At 40.6% G+C, this 19,533-nt stretch carries 20 protein-coding genes; 5 read left to right on the forward strand and 15 right to left on the reverse strand.

What is annotated here, in order from left to right; translation table 11 throughout:
- Positions 1-17: 17 nt before the first annotated feature.
- The 5 genes from A7Q09_RS03790 to A7Q09_RS03810 all read left to right on the forward strand — a co-directional run bounded on the left by A7Q09_RS03790 (position 18) and on the right by A7Q09_RS03810 (position 7,085).
- The gene (locus A7Q09_RS03790) at positions 18-2,174 is read left to right on the forward strand and encodes a glycoside hydrolase family 57 protein (RefSeq protein WP_134389972.1); all 2,157 of its coding nucleotides are present in this window, start codon (positions 18-20) and stop codon (positions 2,172-2,174) included.
- Positions 2,162-4,204 (forward strand): alpha-amylase/4-alpha-glucanotransferase domain-containing protein, encoded by a 2,043-nt coding sequence (locus tag A7Q09_RS03795; RefSeq protein WP_134389973.1) that lies wholly within the window; start codon positions 2,162-2,164, stop codon positions 4,202-4,204. Before A7Q09_RS03790 ends, A7Q09_RS03795 begins: the two co-directional genes overlap by 13 nt.
- Positions 4,205-4,244: 40 nt before the next feature.
- On the forward strand, positions 4,245-4,664 hold the full coding sequence (locus A7Q09_RS03800) for a hypothetical protein (protein ID WP_134389974.1): 420 nt from the start codon (positions 4,245-4,247) through the stop codon (positions 4,662-4,664).
- Between the two features lie 662 nt (positions 4,665-5,326).
- Positions 5,327-6,388 carry an ATP/GTP-binding protein gene (locus tag A7Q09_RS03805; RefSeq protein ID WP_134389975.1) on the forward strand — a complete coding sequence of 354 codons (1,062 nt, stop codon included), beginning with the start codon at positions 5,327-5,329 and terminating at the stop codon, positions 6,386-6,388.
- Positions 6,389-6,410: 22 nt separating this feature from the next.
- On the forward strand, positions 6,411-7,085 hold the full coding sequence (locus A7Q09_RS03810) for a DUF3226 domain-containing protein (RefSeq protein ID WP_134389976.1): 675 nt from the start codon (positions 6,411-6,413) through the stop codon (positions 7,083-7,085).
- Positions 7,086-7,188: 103 nt separating this feature from the next.
- Here the strand turns inward: A7Q09_RS03810 and A7Q09_RS03815 are convergent, their stop codons facing one another.
- From A7Q09_RS03815 to nrfD, 15 genes are all read right to left on the reverse strand, one after another.
- Positions 7,189-7,638 (reverse strand): DUF5069 domain-containing protein, encoded by a 450-nt coding sequence (locus tag A7Q09_RS03815; protein WP_134389977.1) that lies wholly within the window; start codon positions 7,636-7,638, stop codon positions 7,189-7,191.
- A gap of 81 nt (positions 7,639-7,719) precedes the next feature.
- Positions 7,720-8,514, reverse strand: a complete 795-nt coding sequence (locus tag A7Q09_RS03820; protein WP_134389978.1) for a cytochrome c oxidase subunit II — start codon at positions 8,512-8,514, stop codon at positions 7,720-7,722.
- A gap of 9 nt (positions 8,515-8,523) precedes the next feature.
- Complete coding sequence (locus tag A7Q09_RS03825) at positions 8,524-8,808, reverse strand: hypothetical protein (protein ID WP_134389979.1); 285 nt, start codon at positions 8,806-8,808, stop codon at positions 8,524-8,526.
- Between the two features lie 66 nt (positions 8,809-8,874).
- Positions 8,875-9,288, reverse strand: a complete 414-nt coding sequence (locus tag A7Q09_RS03830; protein ID WP_166791916.1) for a hypothetical protein — start codon at positions 9,286-9,288, stop codon at positions 8,875-8,877.
- A 128-nt stretch (positions 9,289-9,416) separates the two neighbouring features.
- On the reverse strand, positions 9,417-9,713 hold the full coding sequence (locus A7Q09_RS03840; protein ID WP_134389982.1) for a cytochrome C oxidase subunit IV family protein: 297 nt from the start codon (positions 9,711-9,713) through the stop codon (positions 9,417-9,419).
- A gap of 36 nt (positions 9,714-9,749) precedes the next feature.
- The gene (locus A7Q09_RS03845) at positions 9,750-10,541 is read right to left on the reverse strand and encodes a cytochrome c oxidase subunit 3 (protein WP_009060364.1); all 792 of its coding nucleotides are present in this window, start codon (positions 10,539-10,541) and stop codon (positions 9,750-9,752) included.
- A gap of 49 nt (positions 10,542-10,590) precedes the next feature.
- Positions 10,591-12,438 carry a cbb3-type cytochrome c oxidase subunit I gene (locus A7Q09_RS03850; protein ID WP_134389983.1) on the reverse strand — a complete coding sequence of 616 codons (1,848 nt, stop codon included), beginning with the start codon at positions 12,436-12,438 and terminating at the stop codon, positions 10,591-10,593.
- Between the two features lie 133 nt (positions 12,439-12,571).
- Positions 12,572-13,210 (reverse strand): cytochrome c, encoded by a 639-nt coding sequence (locus A7Q09_RS03855; RefSeq protein WP_134389984.1) that lies wholly within the window; start codon positions 13,208-13,210, stop codon positions 12,572-12,574.
- Positions 13,207-13,803 carry a cbb3-type cytochrome c oxidase subunit II gene (locus A7Q09_RS03860; protein WP_134389985.1) on the reverse strand — a complete coding sequence of 199 codons (597 nt, stop codon included), beginning with the start codon at positions 13,801-13,803 and terminating at the stop codon, positions 13,207-13,209. The genes A7Q09_RS03855 and A7Q09_RS03860 overlap by 4 nt, the downstream gene beginning before the upstream one ends.
- A 26-nt stretch (positions 13,804-13,829) precedes the next feature.
- Positions 13,830-15,275: a cbb3-type cytochrome c oxidase subunit I gene (locus A7Q09_RS03865; RefSeq protein WP_134389986.1), complete on the reverse strand. Its 1,446-nt coding sequence runs from the start codon at positions 15,273-15,275 to the stop codon at positions 13,830-13,832.
- Between the two features lie 13 nt (positions 15,276-15,288).
- Complete coding sequence (locus A7Q09_RS03870) at positions 15,289-15,663, reverse strand: hypothetical protein (RefSeq protein WP_134389987.1); 375 nt, start codon at positions 15,661-15,663, stop codon at positions 15,289-15,291.
- Between the two features lie 17 nt (positions 15,664-15,680).
- Positions 15,681-16,883 (reverse strand): hypothetical protein, encoded by a 1,203-nt coding sequence (locus A7Q09_RS03875; RefSeq protein WP_134389988.1) that lies wholly within the window; start codon positions 16,881-16,883, stop codon positions 15,681-15,683.
- Positions 16,880-17,497 carry a cytochrome c gene (locus tag A7Q09_RS03880; RefSeq protein WP_134389989.1) on the reverse strand — a complete coding sequence of 206 codons (618 nt, stop codon included), beginning with the start codon at positions 17,495-17,497 and terminating at the stop codon, positions 16,880-16,882. The genes A7Q09_RS03875 and A7Q09_RS03880 overlap by 4 nt, the downstream gene beginning before the upstream one ends.
- A 4-nt stretch (positions 17,498-17,501) precedes the next feature.
- Entirely contained in the window at positions 17,502-18,098 is a 597-nt protein-coding gene (locus tag A7Q09_RS10650) for a DUF3341 domain-containing protein (RefSeq protein ID WP_134389990.1), read from the reverse strand.
- Positions 18,088-19,530 carry an NrfD/PsrC family molybdoenzyme membrane anchor subunit gene (gene nrfD / locus A7Q09_RS03890; RefSeq protein WP_134389991.1) on the reverse strand — a complete coding sequence of 481 codons (1,443 nt, stop codon included), beginning with the start codon at positions 19,528-19,530 and terminating at the stop codon, positions 18,088-18,090. Before nrfD ends, A7Q09_RS10650 begins: the two co-directional genes overlap by 11 nt.
- Positions 19,531-19,533 lie beyond the last annotated feature (3 nt).

Here is a 19,533-nt window from a genome sequence, read left to right on the forward strand (position 1 = left end):
AAACAATTTTAATTGTTATGAACATTCTTCTTCTCTGGCACATGCATCAACCCGACTACATTGATCATGCTACCAATGTGGCGCTCATGCCATGGGTCAGACTCCATTCGGTTCATAGCTATCTGGACATGTTGGAAATGGTTGAAAGATTTCCAGGACTCAAAACGATATTTAATTTTACGCCGGTGTTGCTTGAGCAGATTGAAAAACTAGTAGAAAAAGAAGCAAAAGACTTCGTTGAAATTTTAACCAGAATCCCCGCCACCGAACTTAATCCGATCCAAAAACAAAAGATTTTGGAAAATTTTTTCAAAGCCAATTATGAAACCATGATTCGGCCAATACCTCGGTATTATGAACTCTTGCAAAGAAGAGGCAAGGTAGTTAATTACGCAAGATTAGAAGAATTAACCTCGCTTTTTAATCCTCAGGATTACTTAGACATACAAGTATTTTATAATCTGGTCTGGTGTGGTTATGCTGCCCGAAAGCAGTATCCTTTTCTAAACGAATTAAGAAAGCAGGGAGGAAATTATACCGAAGAGCAGAAAGAAGAGCTTTTGAAAATTCATCATACCATCCTTTCCTCCATCATCCCAAAGTATAAAATGGCTCTGGATAGAGGCCAGATCGAAATCACCACCTCTCCCTACTATCACCCTATTCTTCCTCTTATCTATGACACCAACTTTGCTCGCCGCTGCATGCCCTACGTCAACCTCCCCTCTCAATTCAAAGCCCCCGAAGACGCCTTGAACCAACTGAAGCTAGGCCAGGAAAAAATAAAGAGTGTTTTTGGTAGAGCTGTCCGTGGGGTTTGGCCATCAGAAGGCTCAGTCTGTCCAGAACTTCTGCCACTTTTCAAAGAAGCGGGATTTGATTATTTTTTTACAGATGAATCCATTCTCTTCCGTAGTCTTGAACTTGATCCTCACTGGCGTGGGAAACATGAAGATCATCTCCTTCTTTTCCAGGGTTGGCGGGTAGAGTTACCAGAGGCTGCTCTTTGTGCTCTCTTCAGGGAAAGGCCCCTGTCGGATTTTATTGGATTCAAAGCTTCCCAAAACGATCCATTACAAGCGGCCAATTTTCTTCTCCATAGCCTTGAGAATACCTGCAAACATATTGATCCTAAAAGAGGGGCAATTCTTATAGCTCTGGATGGTGAAAATGCTTGGGAGTCTTTTAACGATGGGGGAGAGGCATTTCTTAGTTCCTTCTATAGAGGACTTGTTGAACATCGTAATTTAAGAACAACTCTCGCTTCTGAGTATTTTGACACCTATCCCCCAACTACTACTGTTTACAAGCTTTATACCGGTTCATGGATCAACGCTGACTTCGATATATGGATTGGAGATAGCGAGGAGAATAAAGCTTGGGAATGGCTGGGGAAAACCAGAGAATTTTTAACTAAAAATTCAACTAAAGAAGGGAATTCTTCTGAGCTTAAAAGTTGGAAATGTCTTTATGCTGCCGAAGGCAGTGACTGGTTCTGGTGGTATGGTCCAGATTTTTCCACTGATTCCGACCAGCTCTTTGATGAGCTCTTCCGCGCTCATCTTAAAAATGTGTATGGGTTTTTAGGCTTCACCCCACCGCCTTATCTAGACCTGCCTATCAATGTTCCTTCCCTCCCTGTCCCTTATATTTTTCCCAGATTGTACATCAGCCCAAAATTAACAGGAAGACTCGAAAATTATTTTGATTGGGTTGGTGCCGGCTTCCTTGACATTTCGGTTCAACAAACCGCTATGTACCAATCGAATCGGATTGGCAAAAAACTGTTCTTTGGTTTTGATAAAAACAATTTTTACCTCCGGTTAGACTTAGCAGCAAAACCAGAAATTGTGGTCGTTGACTTTATCTCTCCGGCCATACATAGAATCGAATGCGTCGCCAAAGATGGTAACCTATGGGATAAGAAAATTGAAGCCATGGACAGTGCAGGTATTTTTCAGCCTGTGGAAGGAACAATAGAGGTCTTTTGGGATGATTTCTTTGTCCTTGCTGTTCCTGTAGCTTCCATAGGTTGGAAAGAAAATAGTCAAGTTAGTTTTTTTGTAAGGATTCTTAATCATGAACATCTAAGCCTGGAACGATATCCTGAAAGAGGGACTATTGATTTCGTATTTCCTTCTGAGGATTTTGAGTTACAACAATGGTTCATCTAAAAAAGATCGATATTCTTTGGGTTGTCCACTTTCATCAGCCCACAGGTGTTTTTGCTGAAACCAAGAAAAAATTTACTCATAAGGCCACCCTCCCTTTCCTTCAATCGATTAGGAATCATCCTCAAGTCCGACTTTCTCTCCATTTTAGCGGCAACTATCTAGTCTATCTCCAAGAAAATGAAAAAGAGGTTATAGAACTGATTCAAAAATTGATTACTGAGAAGCGGATTGAACTTCTTGGAGGAGGATTTTATGAACCCATCTTTTGTTATATTTCCAATGAGGATAGCTTGCTGCAGCTTGAAAAATTGAATCGGTTTTTAAAAAACACCTTCGGTCAGTCTCCTAAGGGAGCTTGGCTAGCTGAATCAATATGGGAACCTTATTTTGTCGAGCTACTCTGCCGATCTGGGTATCAATATACCATTCTAGAGGACAGTCTTTTTGAAAATGCTGGTATAACACCCGCCGAAATCAGCCAGCCATTTCTTACTCAATTCAACCAGCACGCCATTCATGTGTTTGCTTATCATTCATCCTTCTCAAAAGAAATTCCTTTTAAAGATATCAAAGATATCCATTCCTCATTCGTACAAATAAGCCACAGGGAAGGCATGCAACTTCTTTGCATTGCTCAAAATGGAGAGCTATACGGTTTTTGGCCTGATACCAGAGAGCAAATTTATCATAGGGGTCGACTTGAAGACTGGTTGCAATATCTCGAGAATAACTCATCTTGGATTCAAACCAGACTGCCATCGGAATTCATTGATGGATGCTGGCCAATAATCACCCTGCCTTCAGGGGGGAGAAAAGAACTACAACCTTTTTGCTTACCGCATAAAGCCACATTAGATTACATTTCCGCACTCAATGACTTAAAGGTCAGATTTGATGCTGATAGATTCCTCAAGTTTTTTCGTGGAGGTCACTGGTTAACCTTCCTCTCTAAGTATCCCGAAGCTAATCACATCCATAAAAGAATGCTTCAAGTCAGCGCCAAAATCCGATTATTGCCCAAGGAATTCCAGGAAGAAATCTTTGACTGTCTGTTGGCAAGTCAAGGACATACAGTGTATTGGCATGCCTTTAAAGACGGTCTTTTTGGTAATTATATTCGAGATTCAGCCTTTTATCATATTCTTAAGGCTGAGAAAATGATCAAAGAAAAAGCAGCGCATCTTTTACCGCCTATTGAGCAAAATGATTTTGATGCAGATAAGTTCCCAGAAATTTTCCTCCGCTCTTCCCACTGTTCTTTATGTATTGAACCTTTGTATGGTGGCTCCATCACCGAGTTTAATTTCCTACCCACCTCTTATAACTTAGCCAATACCTTAAAACGACATCCCTGTTATTTCCCTGAACCTGTTCCTCCAGATATGTATATCGAAGATTGGCATCAAAGGACTCTCTTTCTAGATCATTTCGTTCCTTTATCCACTTCAGCCTATGATTTTATCAACGGTTCTTTTTTGGAATATGGGGATTTTGTCAATCAGCCCTTCACCATTGTGGAGCTCGTCCAGAATGCAAAGGGATTATCCGTTGTATTGGAAAGAAATGGAGGACTATATTTTATAAACAAAAAGTTCCATTTTACAATTAGAAAGGAATACATTCTTTCTCCTCATGGAGAACTTTATGTGCATTACACCATCACTAATAACGATACGGTCCCAATAGAACTTCTTTATTGTTGTGAAATCAATTATTCGATCCTTTCAGTTGATTCCCTAGACCGTTATATCCTCATTAAGGATAAAAAACTTAACCCAGGCATGATTTTTGAACAAGAGCAGGTGAGCGAATGGACCATTTATGACAAGACCCGAAATCTTGCTTGGCAATGGATTATCCCCGAAGAACCCGTACAAATTTATCACTTTCCTATCTATACGGTCAGTTATGAAAGGGGATTATTCGCGAAAGACTACCAAGGATCCACTTTTGAGATCCTTAAGTCTTTCCACCTGCAGCCTAAGGAAAAGATGACATTGAAAATAATTACAAAATTTCTAAATTCCTAGATTGAATTTTTTTGAAAAGTTTCGTAGCTTTCCTGTCAAGGTGAAAAAAGTATTACTATTACTCATTTCTTGTTCATTGGTTTTTCTAGCTTGCTCTAATAAATCAAAAAAAATTGAATCAGAAGGATCTAAAGGCGCCAAAGCTGGGAAATTGCCTGAAAAAGCAAACGAACCCCAGCCTGGTGGCAGTTCTTCTGGAACAACAGGAGAAAGCACAGCCGGTAGTCCTTCTACATCCAATCCTCCTGTTTCTGGAGAATATAAACCATGGGGATCTTCTGGAGGTTCGCAGGCACAACAACCCACAAGTAAATATCCAAAAGGGATATCAGTCCCTGGAAAGCCTGGATACGTAAAAAGCCCTTATGCTCCAGATGCGGGTTTGGTGGATGTTAGGGGATTTCCTCCAGGAACGGAAGTCCGTTGTCCTTACACAGGCAAGATTTTCGTTGTCCCCTAATGCTGCAAGCTATTGCTCCCATCCGATTGGAATTGGGTGTTTTTGTAAGTAGTCCTAGTAGCTAGCCTGTTCTTTGGCCTCTTTCCTAAGAATAGGCTGGCTACGAGCTCATTATTGGTAAAAGAAAGTATCGGCTCGTCAGCTAGGCAAATTTGGGGAAGAGGAGAGAAGAGCCGCTGCTTTCTACCGATACGCCGATTCACATTTTTTGTGGTCAAGGAAGATCATTGGCAGCTCCTGAAGCCTAAGACTTCGTTTGGTTAAGATCTGGAAAGTATGGTGCAGGCAACTTTGTAGGGTTTCTCAAAACCACTTTGAATCAAGCAAAAGGACAAGTTCTCGTGTAAAAGATCGCTCATAGACTTACCAACAATCAAGCGCCCCTTGGTCTACCTTTTTGGAAGATCGATCATAGCTGGATAGAGTATCAAACTGCAAGCCGTTTCGATAAGGTGAAACTCCAAGTCTTTGAAGGCAATAGGAGAAAGGCTCCGCATGGCAGTTCGTAGAGCCAAAACTAACCTTTGTGTAGCCGGTTATAGAGGTGCTTTGAAAGAGTAAGCTCCAAAGTGTTCGTGTTGGAGAGGAGAAAAACCGCTGTGAAAGGTGTGCTGCTTTCTCTTCCGGTCATCCAAAGGATTTAGTCGGAGTATCCATACCAAATGGGCGTTGAATATCATAATCGCTGTTTTAAAGATCTCGCTCTAGAGGATCTCGCTAGAATAAATATTATCACTGGAGATAACGCTGCCGGTAAATCGACGATACTTGAAGCTATTTTTATTGCTTGTAATCCCCATCTACAGGCAATACGCATGTTAAATGGCTCTCGCATTCCTCCTTTACCTATTTTACAAAAAGATAATTTTTTCAGTTTGGTAGAACGTTATTTTAATGACCCATACTCTAGAATTGTTTTTGAAGTTGATAAGAAAAATTCGGATTCCTCTGAAAAGTGGAAGGTAGAGATGATAATACTTCGCCGTTTATCTGAATTTAGTACTCCTTCCTCTATACCTCCTTTTCAAGAACCTTGTTTAGAATTTAAAATTACTGAAAATAATAAACCTGAAAAGAAACCTGAAAAGATCTTGATTGGATTTACTGATAACAATCTGGTTCAGCAGCATGGCCCTTTCAAAGAAATTTTGCCCAATAAGTTCTTTTTTAGTAACAGTATTCAAATTCCATCTGAATCTGCAGGAATTTTGTCCTCTCTTATTGAAAAAAAAGAAGAGAGTGTTCTCTTAGATGCTTTTAAAAAGGTATACCCTGAAATCGAAGATATTCTTATATTGGTACCCGCAGACTTTCCGAATGGAGCTGTTTTTTTTAAAATAAAAGATCCAGACATAATAATTCCCTCTACCCTCTATTCTTCTGGTACTCATAAATCATTTACTATTTTGCTCGCGGCTGCAGACCCTAGGCTCAAACAACAAGGGATCATTCTGGTTGATGAGATAGAAAATGGTATTCACTGGAGTAGAATGCAGAGTTTCTGGCGATTGTTAGACGATGTTACCACAAAAACCCAAATACAGGTTTTTGCAACAACTCATAGCTATGAATGCCTTGAAAGTTTTGTCGATATCATGAAGAAACCCGTTGAATTTACAATTATCCATGCAAAAAAGGATCCTAAAACTAATGAGTTTTCGGCATCCGTAATTCCTGGAGAATTTGCTGAATCAGCCATCAAATCCCGGCTAGAAATACGATGATTCCCATCTGTTTACTAGTGAAATGAATAATCAAAATAATATCCCTCCCATAGAAAAAGAAGACCTTCTTATTATTTGCGAAGGAGAAGCAGACGAAGTATTTCTGAAAAAGTTAGGAGAGAAAAACCAGTTTAATGAATATGTGGTATGGAGTGCAGATGGTAGAGATAAATTTCCTGAAAAATTTAAAGCGGCTATAGCGAATTTTAAAGATCATAAAAAGTCCCATCTTATATTGTTTATTGCCGATGCGGGAAATGAGCCGAATAGAACTTTTAAAGAAATCGTAAACCAACTGAAAAAAATAACAAAAGTTTCAAATTTTCCGAAGAGTTGCTGTAAGGTTGCTTCTAATAAAGGATATCCGGCTGTAAAAATTCACCTTCTGCCAGACTGCAATGAACCAGGCGCACTGGAAACTCTTTGTTATAGTGTAATGAAAGAAAATCAACAAATTGCTGAGTGTATAGAAAAATTCGCCAATTGTACTAATACTATTAAAGATTGGCCAATAGAACGAAGGGATAAGGCTTATGTGCAATGTTTTATTGCTTCTACAAATCAAGAAGATCCTAATAAATCGTTACGTTTTTACCTGACCAATACAAGTTTCAAATTCGATCATGATGCACTAAAACCCTTAGTCAAAGTTATAAAAAATTCTTTAATGGCCGCAAAGGAGCAAGCCAATGGATAGAAACTCTTCTAAGCTTGCCTTAGAAAAGTCTTTATAAAGATATTATCGATTTTAGTTTTGAGTATTCTCAGTGAAACCGGTGGCATGCCTTTCTTGTTCAGGATTAAGGCCTTCCTCCAAAGCTTACATAATCGTCTAAATCCAAAAGATCAAACCAACTTCCTATATCCTCTCGATCAGGAGCAATTTGCTCAAGAGAGGTGACAAAAAACTTTTTTGATTCAAGATCAGAAGGGCCGCTTCGCTGCAGAAAACTAGACCAGTTTTCAATTTGCCAAGAAGCTAAGGAAAGAGGTGATATTTTTAAAATTTCTTTCAAAACTTCTTTATCTGATGAAGTTTTAGAAAGAATCTCCAAAAACTGTTTTTCATTAATCTGAAGGAAAGAAAAGAGCTTTTGATCCATGGGACAATTGAACTTATACTCCCCGATCTTTCCTTTGAGCAATGCTCTCCCTTTGTCAATCACTCTAGGGAGCAGTACGAACCCGCCTAATTGCACTCTAGGACTTCGAGGGGGATGTTGTGTCAAATCGAAAGGATCATAATCCATCTTCTCTAGAAATTAGTTTAGAGCCAGTTTTAGAATTAACTATAGGAGAGGGACCGTAGGCCAACATTGAATTCGAATTGATCAGTTAGTAGCCGCCACAGAAGGCCGAGCATGATTGCTAGATTCAGCATTCATTTCAGCCATCTGTTTGAGCCAATTATTGTACTCCTCCTGAGACTCAACCACAAGATAGCCTTTCATAGCAAAATGGCCGACTCCACAAAGTTGACCACAGGCAATCTCAAATCTTCCCGTTTTGATAGGAGTAAACCACAGTGGTATAGTCAATCCTGGAATTGCATCCCTTTGTATCCGCATTTGAATAATATAGAAATTATGGACTACATCCTTGGAACCAATCTGAACCAGTAAAGGTTTTCCCACAGGTACATGCATCTCGTTCATCGTAACAATATCATCTTTAGATGCCGGATCAGTTTTATCGAGACCTATGGGATTCATAGGATCAATGAGAAAATTATCCCGCCTCCCCAGCTTACCATCAGCTCCAGGATAATGGAAAAGCCATCCAAATTGTTGAGCAATAGCCTCCACTACAATCGCCTCAGAAACCGATGGGGGATTCAAAACCCGTTTGCCCCATAGTGGAATGGAAAAGCCGAAGAGTAAAACCATCTCAACAAAAATAACTCCCCATTCCAAATGCTTTGGCCAATCAGCTTTCAACCCTTCATAGCTAGCTTTAGGATGCCTTTTGCTGCTAAACTTCACCAAAGAATAAACAAAAAACGAAGACCAAATAACAAAAAGAATAAGCATAAACCATAAGATCAACTCCATGAATTGATCTACTTGGTGTCCATGTTCAGCAGCATTTGGGGAAATACCTGTAAGTTCCAACAAAAGTGCGATCATAATTCCTTTCTATACTCCGCGTTCAACACTAAACTGAGGGCTTGTTTCTTGAGGTTTGGTGGCATCTTCAACTTGTCTTTCTCGTTCCAAAGCCGCTTCTTTTCTATTCATTTTTATAAAAAACGAAATGAAAAGTCCAAAAACTAACCCCAACAACCCTAGGAGAAATAGAACTGCTGGTAACATCCCCTTCGTCGCCGGAGAGTTAGGAACCGAGCAAATGCCACAAGAAAAAGCTTTGTCTATAGTAAGAACTAATAGCAACCCTACATATCCAAAGATCCCGCTTTTCATTCAACAACTCCTAGTTAAGTTTGCTTATTTTATCTGTTAGGCCCAAAAATGACTTTTTTAGAATTTTTAATTTTTCCACAGTCTTTCTTCTTCATTGTCTTCTTGTAGATCCAAGAATTCAGCATAATCGGGAGGTGGAGCTTTTGATTTTCTAAAAAGATAATAAATAAAAAACCCAAGAGCTGCCCATACAACAAACACAATAGTTACCAGAAAGAATCCTGCCCAATCCTCTTTTTCAAAACCCCTCGTTACCCCTGTCATTGAAAAGATCTTTTGATCATTACATAGTGATTGAAAATAAAGCAAAAATAGAACAACAGCAGTAAAGGCTAGGAGATAGTTTTTCTTATTTTTCCTATTCTGGTAGTGTATTTTCATCAGGTTTAATAAATTTTCATTTTCTTCATCTTTAATAGGAACCATATCCCATAGATAACAGCCAAAATGCCAAACAAAAAAGACCCTACTCCTAGCCATACATACAAAAGCTCATGACTTTGTATATAGCTGTAGATTGACCAGACTCCAAAAGTAAGAAACAAAAGTGTGGCTAGCGTTATAAACACCAAGTGGAATTGTCGAAGGGACATATTTTTTTCCTTTATTTATTTTCCTATAGAATCAAAATAAGAAGCTACTAATAATAAAAATAAAGCCAAAACAAAAAGGATCGCAAGACCAATAAGATGATGGATAGTCTTTTTCTCCCAAAAAATATGCATCAGGATCCCTAAAGCCAACAATGCCTGTACACCAGCAATGACTAATCCTGCAGCAATATTCATTCCCCCTAAATGAAGATATGAAACGGCGACATTGACCAAAGCAAGTATTACCAAAAATCCAAAAACGATGAAATAAGACTTAATCCGCTTTTTTTCCGTCTGAATTTCTTCACTCATTGTAGCCTTCTCCTTTATATAAAGTAGTAATCCTCATTAAAACAGGTAGAGTGTTGGGAAAAGAAAGATCCAAACTAGATCGACAAAATGCCAAAAAAGCCCTGCTACTTCGACCCTATTGGCTAAATGTTCTGGATTGGTTCTATATAAGGCCGCTCCTGGTCCCCAAAAATAACCCAAGACTAATAATCCGCCTAAAATATGAAGCGCATGAATCCCAGTCATCGTAAAATAGGTGGCCAGGTAGGTATTATACTTTGGAACGAAATTAGACCACCAGCGAATTTCCTTTTTAGGGATTTCTAGGACTTTCTCTTCTCCCTCAGGCTTAGAAAAAATGGATTTTAATTGAAAAAGAAAATCTCCGGCATTTTCAGGATCAGGCTTAATTTTTAGGACATCAGAATGGATGGCTTCCTCTTCTGTCATCGCCAAATGGCCTGTAATTTCCTGTCCACTATTCAAGATTATCCCGTAATGATGGAACTTATCTTTATATTCCACAGATTTAACGCTGAGAAACAACACCCCACAAAAAAGAGTGATCCCAAGCCATTTTCTATAATTAGAAAATTGCCGCATCTTTAAGGAACTCCACGCCATAACCATCGTGATACTCGAACTAATAAGCACCATGGTATTAAAGAGCCCCATGGGCACATTAAGGATATGATGCGGCCAATGGGTAGCACCTAGCCTTAGAAAAATATAGGCTGAAAAAAGGCCTCCAAAAAGCATGACCTCAGAAGCTAAAAACAACCAAATCCCGACCTTTGCATTATAAAGACCGGTATCCGGTCTGGCAGTCACTGTATAGGGGATCTCCATTTTAAAAACCTCTCCTCTTTCTTTTCTTTCTTCTATATGTTTTTTACTATCAAAAAGAAACCTGGGACAATTTTCCTTCTTTATTTAGTCTTTCATCCGATTCCCATTGCGGTAAATAATCCTGTTTGTATCCCGGGACACTATACTCGTAAGGATCCCTATAAACCGCTACAGGATGCAGAAAATTTCCATGTCCTGGAGGGGTGGGAGTTGCCCATTCAAGGGTTGTTGCTTGCCAGGGATTATCATCAGTTACCTTTTTACCTGCAAATAAACTCCAGAAGAAGTTAATAATAAAGGGAATTTGAGCAATCGCTAAAGCCCAGGCAGAAAAACTCATTACCTGATTCAACCACAAGACATTCTGAGCCATCTGCCAGCCCGCACCTCCATCGTACCATCTTCTATGAACGCCCGCAAACCCTTGCACGAGCATGGGGAAAAAGATGCCATTGAAAAATATAAAAGTGGGCCAAAAATGAATTTTACCAAGAAATTCATTCATGTATCTGCCCGTAGCCTTTGGGAACCAGTAGTAAATTCCTGCAAAGAGAGCAAGCAGGGAAGCAGGAGCCATCATGTAATGGAAATGTCCGATTACATAATAGGTGTCATGGAGTACCACATCGGAAGCTGTCCATCCCAGGGGCAAACCCGTTAATCCTCCTATGCCAAACATTGGTAGCCAGGCAAGGGCAAAAAGCATTGGGACATTAAAGCGGATAGAAGCTCCCCAGAGTGAAAGAAGCAAGACCGTTCCCAAAAGAACGGAAGGAATAGAGATGATTGTTGTAAAGATCTGGAAGAACGATGTTACTGCCTGTCCCATGCCTGTCATATACATGTGATGGGCCCAAACAATCATCGATAAAAAGCCAATGGCCAAAAGCGAATAAACGAATACCTTATAACTCCAAAGCGGTTTTCTAGTATTATTCGCAAAGATCTCCCCCACAATTCCCATGGTAGGAAGAATCTGAACATAGACTTCAGGATGGCCCAAAAACCAGAAAAGATGCTGCCACAGAATCGAGGAACCTCCCCCACTAATATCCGCATGCTTGCCATTAATAATTAAGCCTTCAGGAGAAAAGAAGCTTGTTCCAAAAAGCCTGTCCATCAGCTGCATGATCGCTGCTGATTCTAATGGTGGGAAAGCAAGGAGCAACAAAAAGGCTGTGACTAATTCACTCCACACAAAAACAGGCAGGCGCATCCAGCTAAGCCCTTTTGTTCTTAACTGAATGATGGTGGTAATGATGTTCACTGAGCCCAGCAAACTTCCTGTGATATTAAAGGCCATACCGATAAGCCAAAGGGTTTGGCCATTAAAAATGGGATGAAAACCCGGCCCCATATCAGCAAAATCAGCCAGTGGCGTATACGAAGTCCATCCCGATTTCGCTGCTCCTCCAGGCACAAAAAAACTGACCATCATAATGAGCACTCCCACAAAAAACAACCAGAAACTGGCCATATTCAGCCGAGGGAAGGCCATATCAGGTGCTCCAATCTGTAAGGGAACCACAAAATTGCCAAACCCAGCAAAAAGCGCAGGCACCAACGCCATAAATATCATCATGGTGCCGTGCATCGCCCCAAATGAATTATACAACTGCGGGGTCATCACTCCACCTGGAGCCATTGATGAGCCTAACAACTTTTCAAGAATAGGCCCAAAAATAGGAATCGGTTTTCCAGGAAAAGAAAGTTGCCAGCGCATCAACACCATCAAGAAAAAGGCAAAAAGGGCCACAAACAGCGAGGTCACCATGTATTGGTAACCGATCATTTTATGATCGGTAGAAAAAACGTACTTTCTTATCCAAGAGATTTCTTCATGGCCTTCATGATGACCATGTGCTGCCTGAGAAGTCATAGACATTTCAGAATCCATACGCGTTCTCCCATTATATGTTATAACATGTATATACTATTCATTTTCTCTTTTTAAGCAATCCACAAAAACATGCTTTTTCTTATTAATAAAATTGATTTGATTTAAAATTCAATGCGATTTTTTCTGCTTTCTATTCTCCAAGGGTGGATAACTCTGTTGTCTTCCACGCTCCCTCTTTTTTCCCATATTTTTCTCTAAACTGTTTGACTTCACTGGCCTCGACCTTATCGCCATGATTACCCCAAGAATTGCGAATAAAGGTCATAATGGCAGCAAGCTTTTCGTCGTTTAAGGCAGTTTTCCAGCCTGGCATTACCCCATTGTAATTTTGTCCATTGATCTTAAGTTCTCCAGAAAGACCGTTTAACAATATGGCCGCCAATCTTGCCTTGCTCCCAATGACATACTCTGAATTTGCCAGTGGAGGATATTGCCCAGCCATACCCATACCACTGGGCTGATGGCAAGCTGCACACATGGCTTGGTATTGCTCCTGCCCAATGGCCATAGGATCAGCAGCAACAGCTTGTGGTTTTTGCAAAACCTTCTCTTTTGGTTTCTCTTTTGGCATATACCCCCAAAAGAGGCTAGTGGCGTCGAAGACCGACGATCGCCATCCCCCTGTTTCAAATACCAAGATATACACTACCACCGACAAAATAATAAAGGATAGGAGCCAAAACCAACTAGGAATTTTTCTATTCGATTCTTCCCCTAGAGGGGGTTGCGGGATGCCTGTCGGTTGGGGATTCTTTTCGTTTTCTCTCATTGCTTTTTGGGTTGGGTAGGATAAGATCTATCAAGAGAAAGCAGATATGCTACCAGAGCTACAGCTTCCGGTGAGGGCATGATTTGCATCCCATTAGGAAGGGTTCTATCCAGTTCTGGGGGTAGAGCTTGGGGATTCCTTTTTCCTTCCGCTCTGACTTTCCGAAAAAGATATTTGTAAGGGGGCATAATCGTTCCAGGAAATATTTGATTGGGTTCATATAAAAGAATATAAAACCAGCTTGAATCTTTTTTCCTCTTCCCAATATTAGAAAGATCAGGTCCTATTCTCACAATCCCTAGAAACGGATTGGTCTCATGATAATAATCCACTGGCAAAGTTCTTCGGTTTCCCCATCCTCTGGCAATGTCCGAACCCATATTGGCTGGCCTGACTAGTTGCGTATGACATCCTGAACAGCCATTAGCTCCATATACTTGTTGTCCAACTTCAACAAGCCCAAAATTAGGCGGGGGGGTTTCCTCTCCTTCAGGCGAAGGATCTAAAACCTGCGAAGGGATAATGACATAGACAAACCATCCAAATAGAAAACAGAGAAAGATGCCTAAAACCCAAACAATTCGTGCTATCATTGACTACCTTTCCAATCGATTATGAGTTAGATAGATCGCGATAAATTTTTTTCATTCTTTTCGATTCCCTCCTTCTCTACTGGCATTAGGAACATGAGTAGCAAAAGAAAACAATAGGTAAGCTGGGAGAAGAGTATCAGAGTAGCAGACATGCCAGCTCCTCTTAGATAAGGCAACACAGATTCTACTACTTGAGAGAAAGGAAGTTCAGCATTTTCTAATTCCACGCTCTGGACGATCCCTCCTAGAAACAAAAATACAAAAAGAAAGCTTATCCCATACATATTTGTCCAAAATGTGATCTTTAAAAAGGTCTCCGATAGCCACGGTTTTCTAAAAAAATTTGAATAGAGATAATGGGCCATCCCCATGAGAACAAAAGAATAAAAGCCATAGATAAAAAGGACAAGAAAGGCAATTTCTACAAAACTAAAATGAACGAGCCGGCTAACGAATGGCATAGCAATGCATCCATCCCCGACAATCGCAATCAAAAAACAGTAGAAGGCAATCAAAAAATATCTTGAGAAAATGTTCTGCTTATTGGCCTGTATTCTTTTTTTAAGCCTTTGCAATAGATCGATTCCAATGGCAACGGCTCCTAAGATGAGCAAGATTCGAGCTGCAATACCTAGACCTACGATCCAAAGGGGGAAAGGAGCCCCAATCAGGTGAGAAGCACTGGCAAAATTAGAACATAGAAAAAATAGGATTAAGCCCAACCAGCCAAGAAAACTCGAAGATCGTTGACCGTTCCTCCCTTCCACATAATCATAGAGCATAGACAAACCAACAGGAGCCAACCAAAGATGCAAAAACCCTTCATTAAACCACCATTCCATGCTTGCAAAAGAAACACCTCGAATAACTAACCAGTGGAAAAAGATAAAAAGACTGCCAATCGCCCATGGGAACCATAGTAAAGCTATTAGAAGATAGCTATGGGAAAGGCTTCTCAAAAAACTTCCACTAACAAGCAACTTCTTTACAATCCAATAATTCATCAAGGAATAGTTCAAAAGAAGCAGAAATAAGACAAAATCAGGCCAGCCCGCCCATGATAGAGAAGGAATCTCCCCAATGAGAACGGCCATCATCCCAATAAAAATGGATAGATTCCAAAAAAGAGCGGAGCAAAGAAAATAGCCGCTGCCCCTAAATGGTTCCTGAGCATTCTTTCCTATAAGATAGAGTGCATAGGCTAGCCCACCGTTCATTCCCCATCCGTAAGAAAATACAAGAAAAGAAGCCAATCCGATCCTACCAAAGGTCAACCATCCCCACGATCCAAGCAGGCTTGGAATCACTATTTTACCAGCACCCAAAAGAGCAAATCCCATAGATACCAAAAGCCAAAAAAAGGCAGCAACAAGCATAAATATCACAGGAATGAAAAAGGATCTGTCAAGAGAGACTGGTCTAGAAACTCCACTCCCAATCCACTCCTGAGATTCTACCATTGGATTGCTCATCGGTTGCTTTCTCCTATTTTTCAGGCCTTTGTATACCAGGTAAATACACTCCTGAAGCCTTTGGTTTTTTCGATGCCTCCTCTTTCACTACATTTTCCATTGCTTCCTCGATTGGGATATGAACAATCCGCTTTTCTTTGTCAATCCATCCATAAGATGAAAGCCTTTTCTTTGCCTCTAGCTGATCGGCAAGCCGCATTTTTCTTATTTCTTCGGCTCTCTTTTTTTCTGCCAAAGCTTGCTTATTCTGCATGGAAGAAGCATAGAGGAAGGAGAATAAAAGCCCTAAAAGGAAAAGCATGCTGATTCCAACGAGCACGAGCAGATCCTCGAAAATGAGAGGCTTTTTTAGCTTTTGGTTTTGATCCATCTGCTGGGTATTCATCATTTGTCTCCTTCCTTCTTTCAGTTATATACTTCTATCGATTCCTGCAGCCTTGGATCATGGATTGGATATAAACAAACTCTGCTAGCATTTCTCAGATAACCAGATAAAAACACCAATCCCATCCCCACCACGATCGATATTTCTATCCAGCCAACTTCCAGATTTCTCTCAAACTCCATGGGCATAACAATCCAATACAATTCCACAGCCTGCATAAACAACACCCAACTAGCAACCATTGCTAAAAATCGTTCGTTTTTCTTTGTAGCTTGAGGAAGAAGAAATAGGAAAGGCAACGCGAATCGACCAACCACTAACAACAAAGAAACGTAAAACCATCCATCATAGTTTCTTTTTATAAAAAAATCTGTCTCCTCAGGAATATTCCCATACCAAATCAACATGTACTGACTGAATGCCAGATAGGCCCACAGGGCTGTAAAAGCAAAGAGCAATTTACCAAGAAGATGATAATGCTCAGCGTTCATTTGGAGGAGATAACCAAACTTTCGAAGACCAAGAAGAATAAGAATCCAAAGACTTAAACTGGCTCCCGCTGCGCCTGTAAAAAGATAAAAGGCCCAAACGGTGGAACTCCACCTAAACTCAAGAGACATTGCCCAATCGATAGCAAAAAAAGTGAACAGAAAGCCAAAGAGGATAGCAAGGGGATAAGCGATGCGTTTAAGTTTGAGTGAATGCAATGGGTTGCCATCGCCGTCTTGGATACAGGACTGCTTGCGAAAATACCAGCTCACGATACTAAAAAAACAAAAATAAAGCACCGCTCGGAGGCTAAAAAATGGGACATTAAGATAGGAAGCTTTTTCCAAATACTCTTTGAGTTTTTGGATTTCTGGTCTTGTCCATTCGTAAAGATAATGGGTGGAAAAAATGTCGAAGAAGATCGGTAGAGCGAACAGAACAACTAATGGGAATAGTGCAGCTACATTTTCCACCTGTCTTCGTAAAAGAGTGTCCCAGCCAGCATTCGTGACATAATGGAGGATAACCCAAAACAGAGAGCCGGTACATAGACCAAAATAAAACAAAAAAGAAAAAAGCCAGGCATGGAAAAATTCAGATTTGTTGACCAACAGCCCCAATAACGAAATCAACAGCACAATGCTGCCAGCTATTCCTAAGAGTCGAATAACACCTTTGAGTTTTTCTTTAGGGAGCATAGTCCGTTGATGAATAAAGTAGCTGGCATCATTCATTGCTGGATCTCCTTGAGAATTTGTTTTTTTTCCTCAGGCAATGCTTCAAAAGGAACGTTTTGGCTTTTTTGCAAAGCCCTAATGTAGGCAACAATAGCCCATCTTTCTTCCACAGACAGATTGGCCCCATAGCCTAGCATCATTCCCTGACCATGTGAAAGAATATAAAAGATCTGGCCATCTGGTAGCTCCCTTGTATGATCCTGATGATAGTTCGGAACTCCAAAAAGATTAAACCGCGTTGCTATTCCGTTACCATAGCCAGCCAATCCATGGCAAGCCGAGCAGTAAATTTCAAAGTTCTCTTTTCCTTTTTTAAGCGTATCGATCGATAAAGCAATGGGGAATCCTTCTCCCCACTGTTCTCCAATAATGCCTGTAGAAAGATAAGGGTTATCCACCGGCTCCTCCCAACATACTGTTCCACTGACTGGCATTCGGGCTGCCATACCATCTGGAAAAAAGATGCTATAGGCCTGTTCTTTGACTTTCAACTGCCTGACCATGTCAGGAAAAATCTCCAATGGAGGCTTTGGACTTTTCCATCCTCGTAGTCCCGCTGTGGCTATCACTGTAATCACTAAAAGAAAACAAATATAAAAGAAATACCGCATTGGTTTATCTCCGAATGCTCACAACAGCTTGGGCTCCTAATTGTTTTAAAATAAGTTTTGTTTTATCTTCTGAAAAATGTGGATCAGCATTTTCCACTACCAAAAAAAAGCGATCATCCATCGCTTTTTGCGACAACCGTTCCCAATTCCAGACCGATTTATAAGGAGAAGGCATACGGTTAAAAAAGAGCACACCGATAACCGTGCTGAAAGAAGCAAAAAGAATTGTCATTTCAATCAGAACGGGAACAAAAGCTTGAAATCCCAGATACGGTTTACCTTGGACTACCAAAGGATAAAAAAGGCCTTGGAGATGACTACTCAACACCTCCTTAAAGAATGAGGGTCGAGGAGCAGAAATAGCCGTTACCATCACTAGGGCAATAGTCAAGCCAATCAAGCCTCCCACCAAACTAAAAAGAGAGACTTTCGATTTACCAAGTCTCCTGACATGGGCTATTCCATGAATCGGGAATGGAGAATAAACTTCCCATTGCGTATAACCCAATTTAGAAAGCTCCATGGCCGCTGCCATTAGTTTATGGATGGAATCAAATTCAGCTCCTAATCCATAAATATCCTCAGTTCTCTCAGGCTCCATAAAGGGTTCCTTTCTTCAAATCATATTCTTTCCGTTCCATTTCATAGACTAAAGTTTTTACTTCCGAGATCGATATCACTGGGAAAAACCGCGTAAAAAGAAGGAATAGCATAAAGAAAAATCCCACAGTTCCTACGAACAATCCAATATCCACCCAAGTCGGATAATACATTCTCCAGGATCCAGGCAGAAAATCTCTCGAGAGGGCAGTAACCACGATGACAAAGCGCTCAGACCACATACCCACGTTGATTAGAATCGAAATGCAAAAGACCGCCCACGGACTAGACCTTATTTTTCTCCACCAAAAGAGTTGAGGCAAGAAGACATTAAAACCGAACATTAAAAAATAGGCAATGGCATAGGGACCAAAAATACGATTCAAAAAGAGATACTTTTCGTAAACATTGGCACTATACCAGGCTACAAACAGCTCAATGATATAGGAATAGCCTACCATGGAACCCGTGGCAAGCATGATTCTAGCCATATTATCTATATGCTTTGGAGTGATCACATCTTTGAGCTGCGGGTAGAGTGTTCGCAAAGGAATCAATAAAGTGGCAATCATTGCAAAACCACTGAAAATCGCACCGGTAATAAAATCAGGAGGGAAAATCGTTTCATGCCATCCTGGTAACACCGTTGTCGCAAAATCAGTAGAGACAACGGAAGCGACCGAAACGACTAAAATCGTGGCAATGCCGCCTAAACAAAGATAACCAAGTTCATAGTGATGCCATTCAGTAGCCGAACCGCTCCATCCCCAACAAAGAATATGATAAAGCCGTTTTTTCCAGCCTTTCTCAGCTCTATCTCTTAAAACAGCAATATCCGGGATCAATCCGAAATACCAGAACAAACAGGAAACCGTAAAATAGGTGCCCACAGCAAATTCATCCCAGAGTAAGGCCGCCCTGAAATTTTGCCATACTGCATACGACTCTGGAACAGGAACCAAATACCAAAACATCCACTGCCTCCCAATATGAAACAGAGGGAAGACTGCTGCACAGAGAACAGAAAAAATCGTCATAGCCTCAGCCGCTCTGTTCACCGAGTTTCTCCACTTTTGTCTAGTAAGAAGAAGGATGGCTGAAATCAGAGTGCCCGCATGGCCAATCTCTATCCAAAAAACAAAATTAAGAATCGCTAGCCCCCAGAATACAGGACTATTCAGTCCCCATACTCCAAGCCCTGTACTGATAAAATAAACAATTGTTAGTGGCAGCAGCAGCGAGAGAAGAAAAGAAAGTAGAAAAGCAATCCACCATTCTAATTTCGCTGGCTTTTCGACAATAGAGCAGATCGCTTCGGTTAACCAGCCGTAGTTCCTCTTGTTCAGCACAAGAGGAGGCCTCTCTAATTGCTTGAGCAACAACGCTTTTTTTTCTTCAGAAAGGTTCTTCTCTAGCCCAAATTTGCCTATCATAGC

This window comes from Methylacidiphilum sp. Yel (assembly GCF_004421185.1).
Taxonomy (GTDB): domain Bacteria; phylum Verrucomicrobiota; class Verrucomicrobiia; order Methylacidiphilales; family Methylacidiphilaceae; genus Methylacidiphilum.

Bases quoted from the DNA above. Each gene is read 5' to 3' on its own strand.
- A7Q09_RS03790 (WP_134389972.1), top strand. From the start codon at position 18: ATGAACATTCTTCTTCTCTGGCACATGCATCAACCCGACTACATTGAT.
- A7Q09_RS03795 (WP_134389973.1), top strand. From the start codon at position 2,162: ATGGTTCATCTAAAAAAGATCGATATTCTTTGGGTTGTCCACTTTCAT.
- A7Q09_RS03805 (WP_134389975.1), top strand. From the start codon at position 5,327: ATGGGCGTTGAATATCATAATCGCTGTTTTAAAGATCTCGCTCTAGAG.
- A7Q09_RS03810 (WP_134389976.1), top strand. From the start codon at position 6,411: ATGAATAATCAAAATAATATCCCTCCCATAGAAAAAGAAGACCTTCTT.
- A7Q09_RS03815 (WP_134389977.1), bottom strand. From the start codon at position 7,638: ATGGATTATGATCCTTTCGATTTGACACAACATCCCCCTCGAAGTCCT.
- A7Q09_RS03820 (WP_134389978.1), bottom strand. From the start codon at position 8,514: ATGATCGCACTTTTGTTGGAACTTACAGGTATTTCCCCAAATGCTGCT.
- A7Q09_RS03825 (WP_134389979.1), bottom strand. From the start codon at position 8,808: ATGAAAAGCGGGATCTTTGGATATGTAGGGTTGCTATTAGTTCTTACT.
- A7Q09_RS03830 (WP_166791916.1), bottom strand. From the start codon at position 9,288: ATGGCTAGGAGTAGGGTCTTTTTTGTTTGGCATTTTGGCTGTTATCTA.
- A7Q09_RS03840 (WP_134389982.1), bottom strand. From the start codon at position 9,713: ATGAGTGAAGAAATTCAGACGGAAAAAAAGCGGATTAAGTCTTATTTC.
- A7Q09_RS03845 (WP_009060364.1), bottom strand. From the start codon at position 10,541: ATGGAGATCCCCTATACAGTGACTGCCAGACCGGATACCGGTCTTTAT.
- A7Q09_RS03850 (WP_134389983.1), bottom strand. From the start codon at position 12,438: ATGGATTCTGAAATGTCTATGACTTCTCAGGCAGCACATGGTCATCAT.
- A7Q09_RS03855 (WP_134389984.1), bottom strand. From the start codon at position 13,210: ATGAGAGAAAACGAAAAGAATCCCCAACCGACAGGCATCCCGCAACCC.
- A7Q09_RS03860 (WP_134389985.1), bottom strand. From the start codon at position 13,803: ATGATAGCACGAATTGTTTGGGTTTTAGGCATCTTTCTCTGTTTTCTA.
- A7Q09_RS03865 (WP_134389986.1), bottom strand. From the start codon at position 15,275: ATGAGCAATCCAATGGTAGAATCTCAGGAGTGGATTGGGAGTGGAGTT.
- A7Q09_RS03870 (WP_134389987.1), bottom strand. From the start codon at position 15,663: ATGATGAATACCCAGCAGATGGATCAAAACCAAAAGCTAAAAAAGCCT.
- A7Q09_RS03875 (WP_134389988.1), bottom strand. From the start codon at position 16,883: ATGAATGATGCCAGCTACTTTATTCATCAACGGACTATGCTCCCTAAA.
- A7Q09_RS03880 (WP_134389989.1), bottom strand. From the start codon at position 17,497: ATGCGGTATTTCTTTTATATTTGTTTTCTTTTAGTGATTACAGTGATA.
- A7Q09_RS10650 (WP_134389990.1), bottom strand. From the start codon at position 18,098: ATGGAGCCTGAGAGAACTGAGGATATTTATGGATTAGGAGCTGAATTT.
- nrfD (WP_134389991.1), bottom strand. From the start codon at position 19,530: ATGATAGGCAAATTTGGGCTAGAGAAGAACCTTTCTGAAGAAAAAAAA.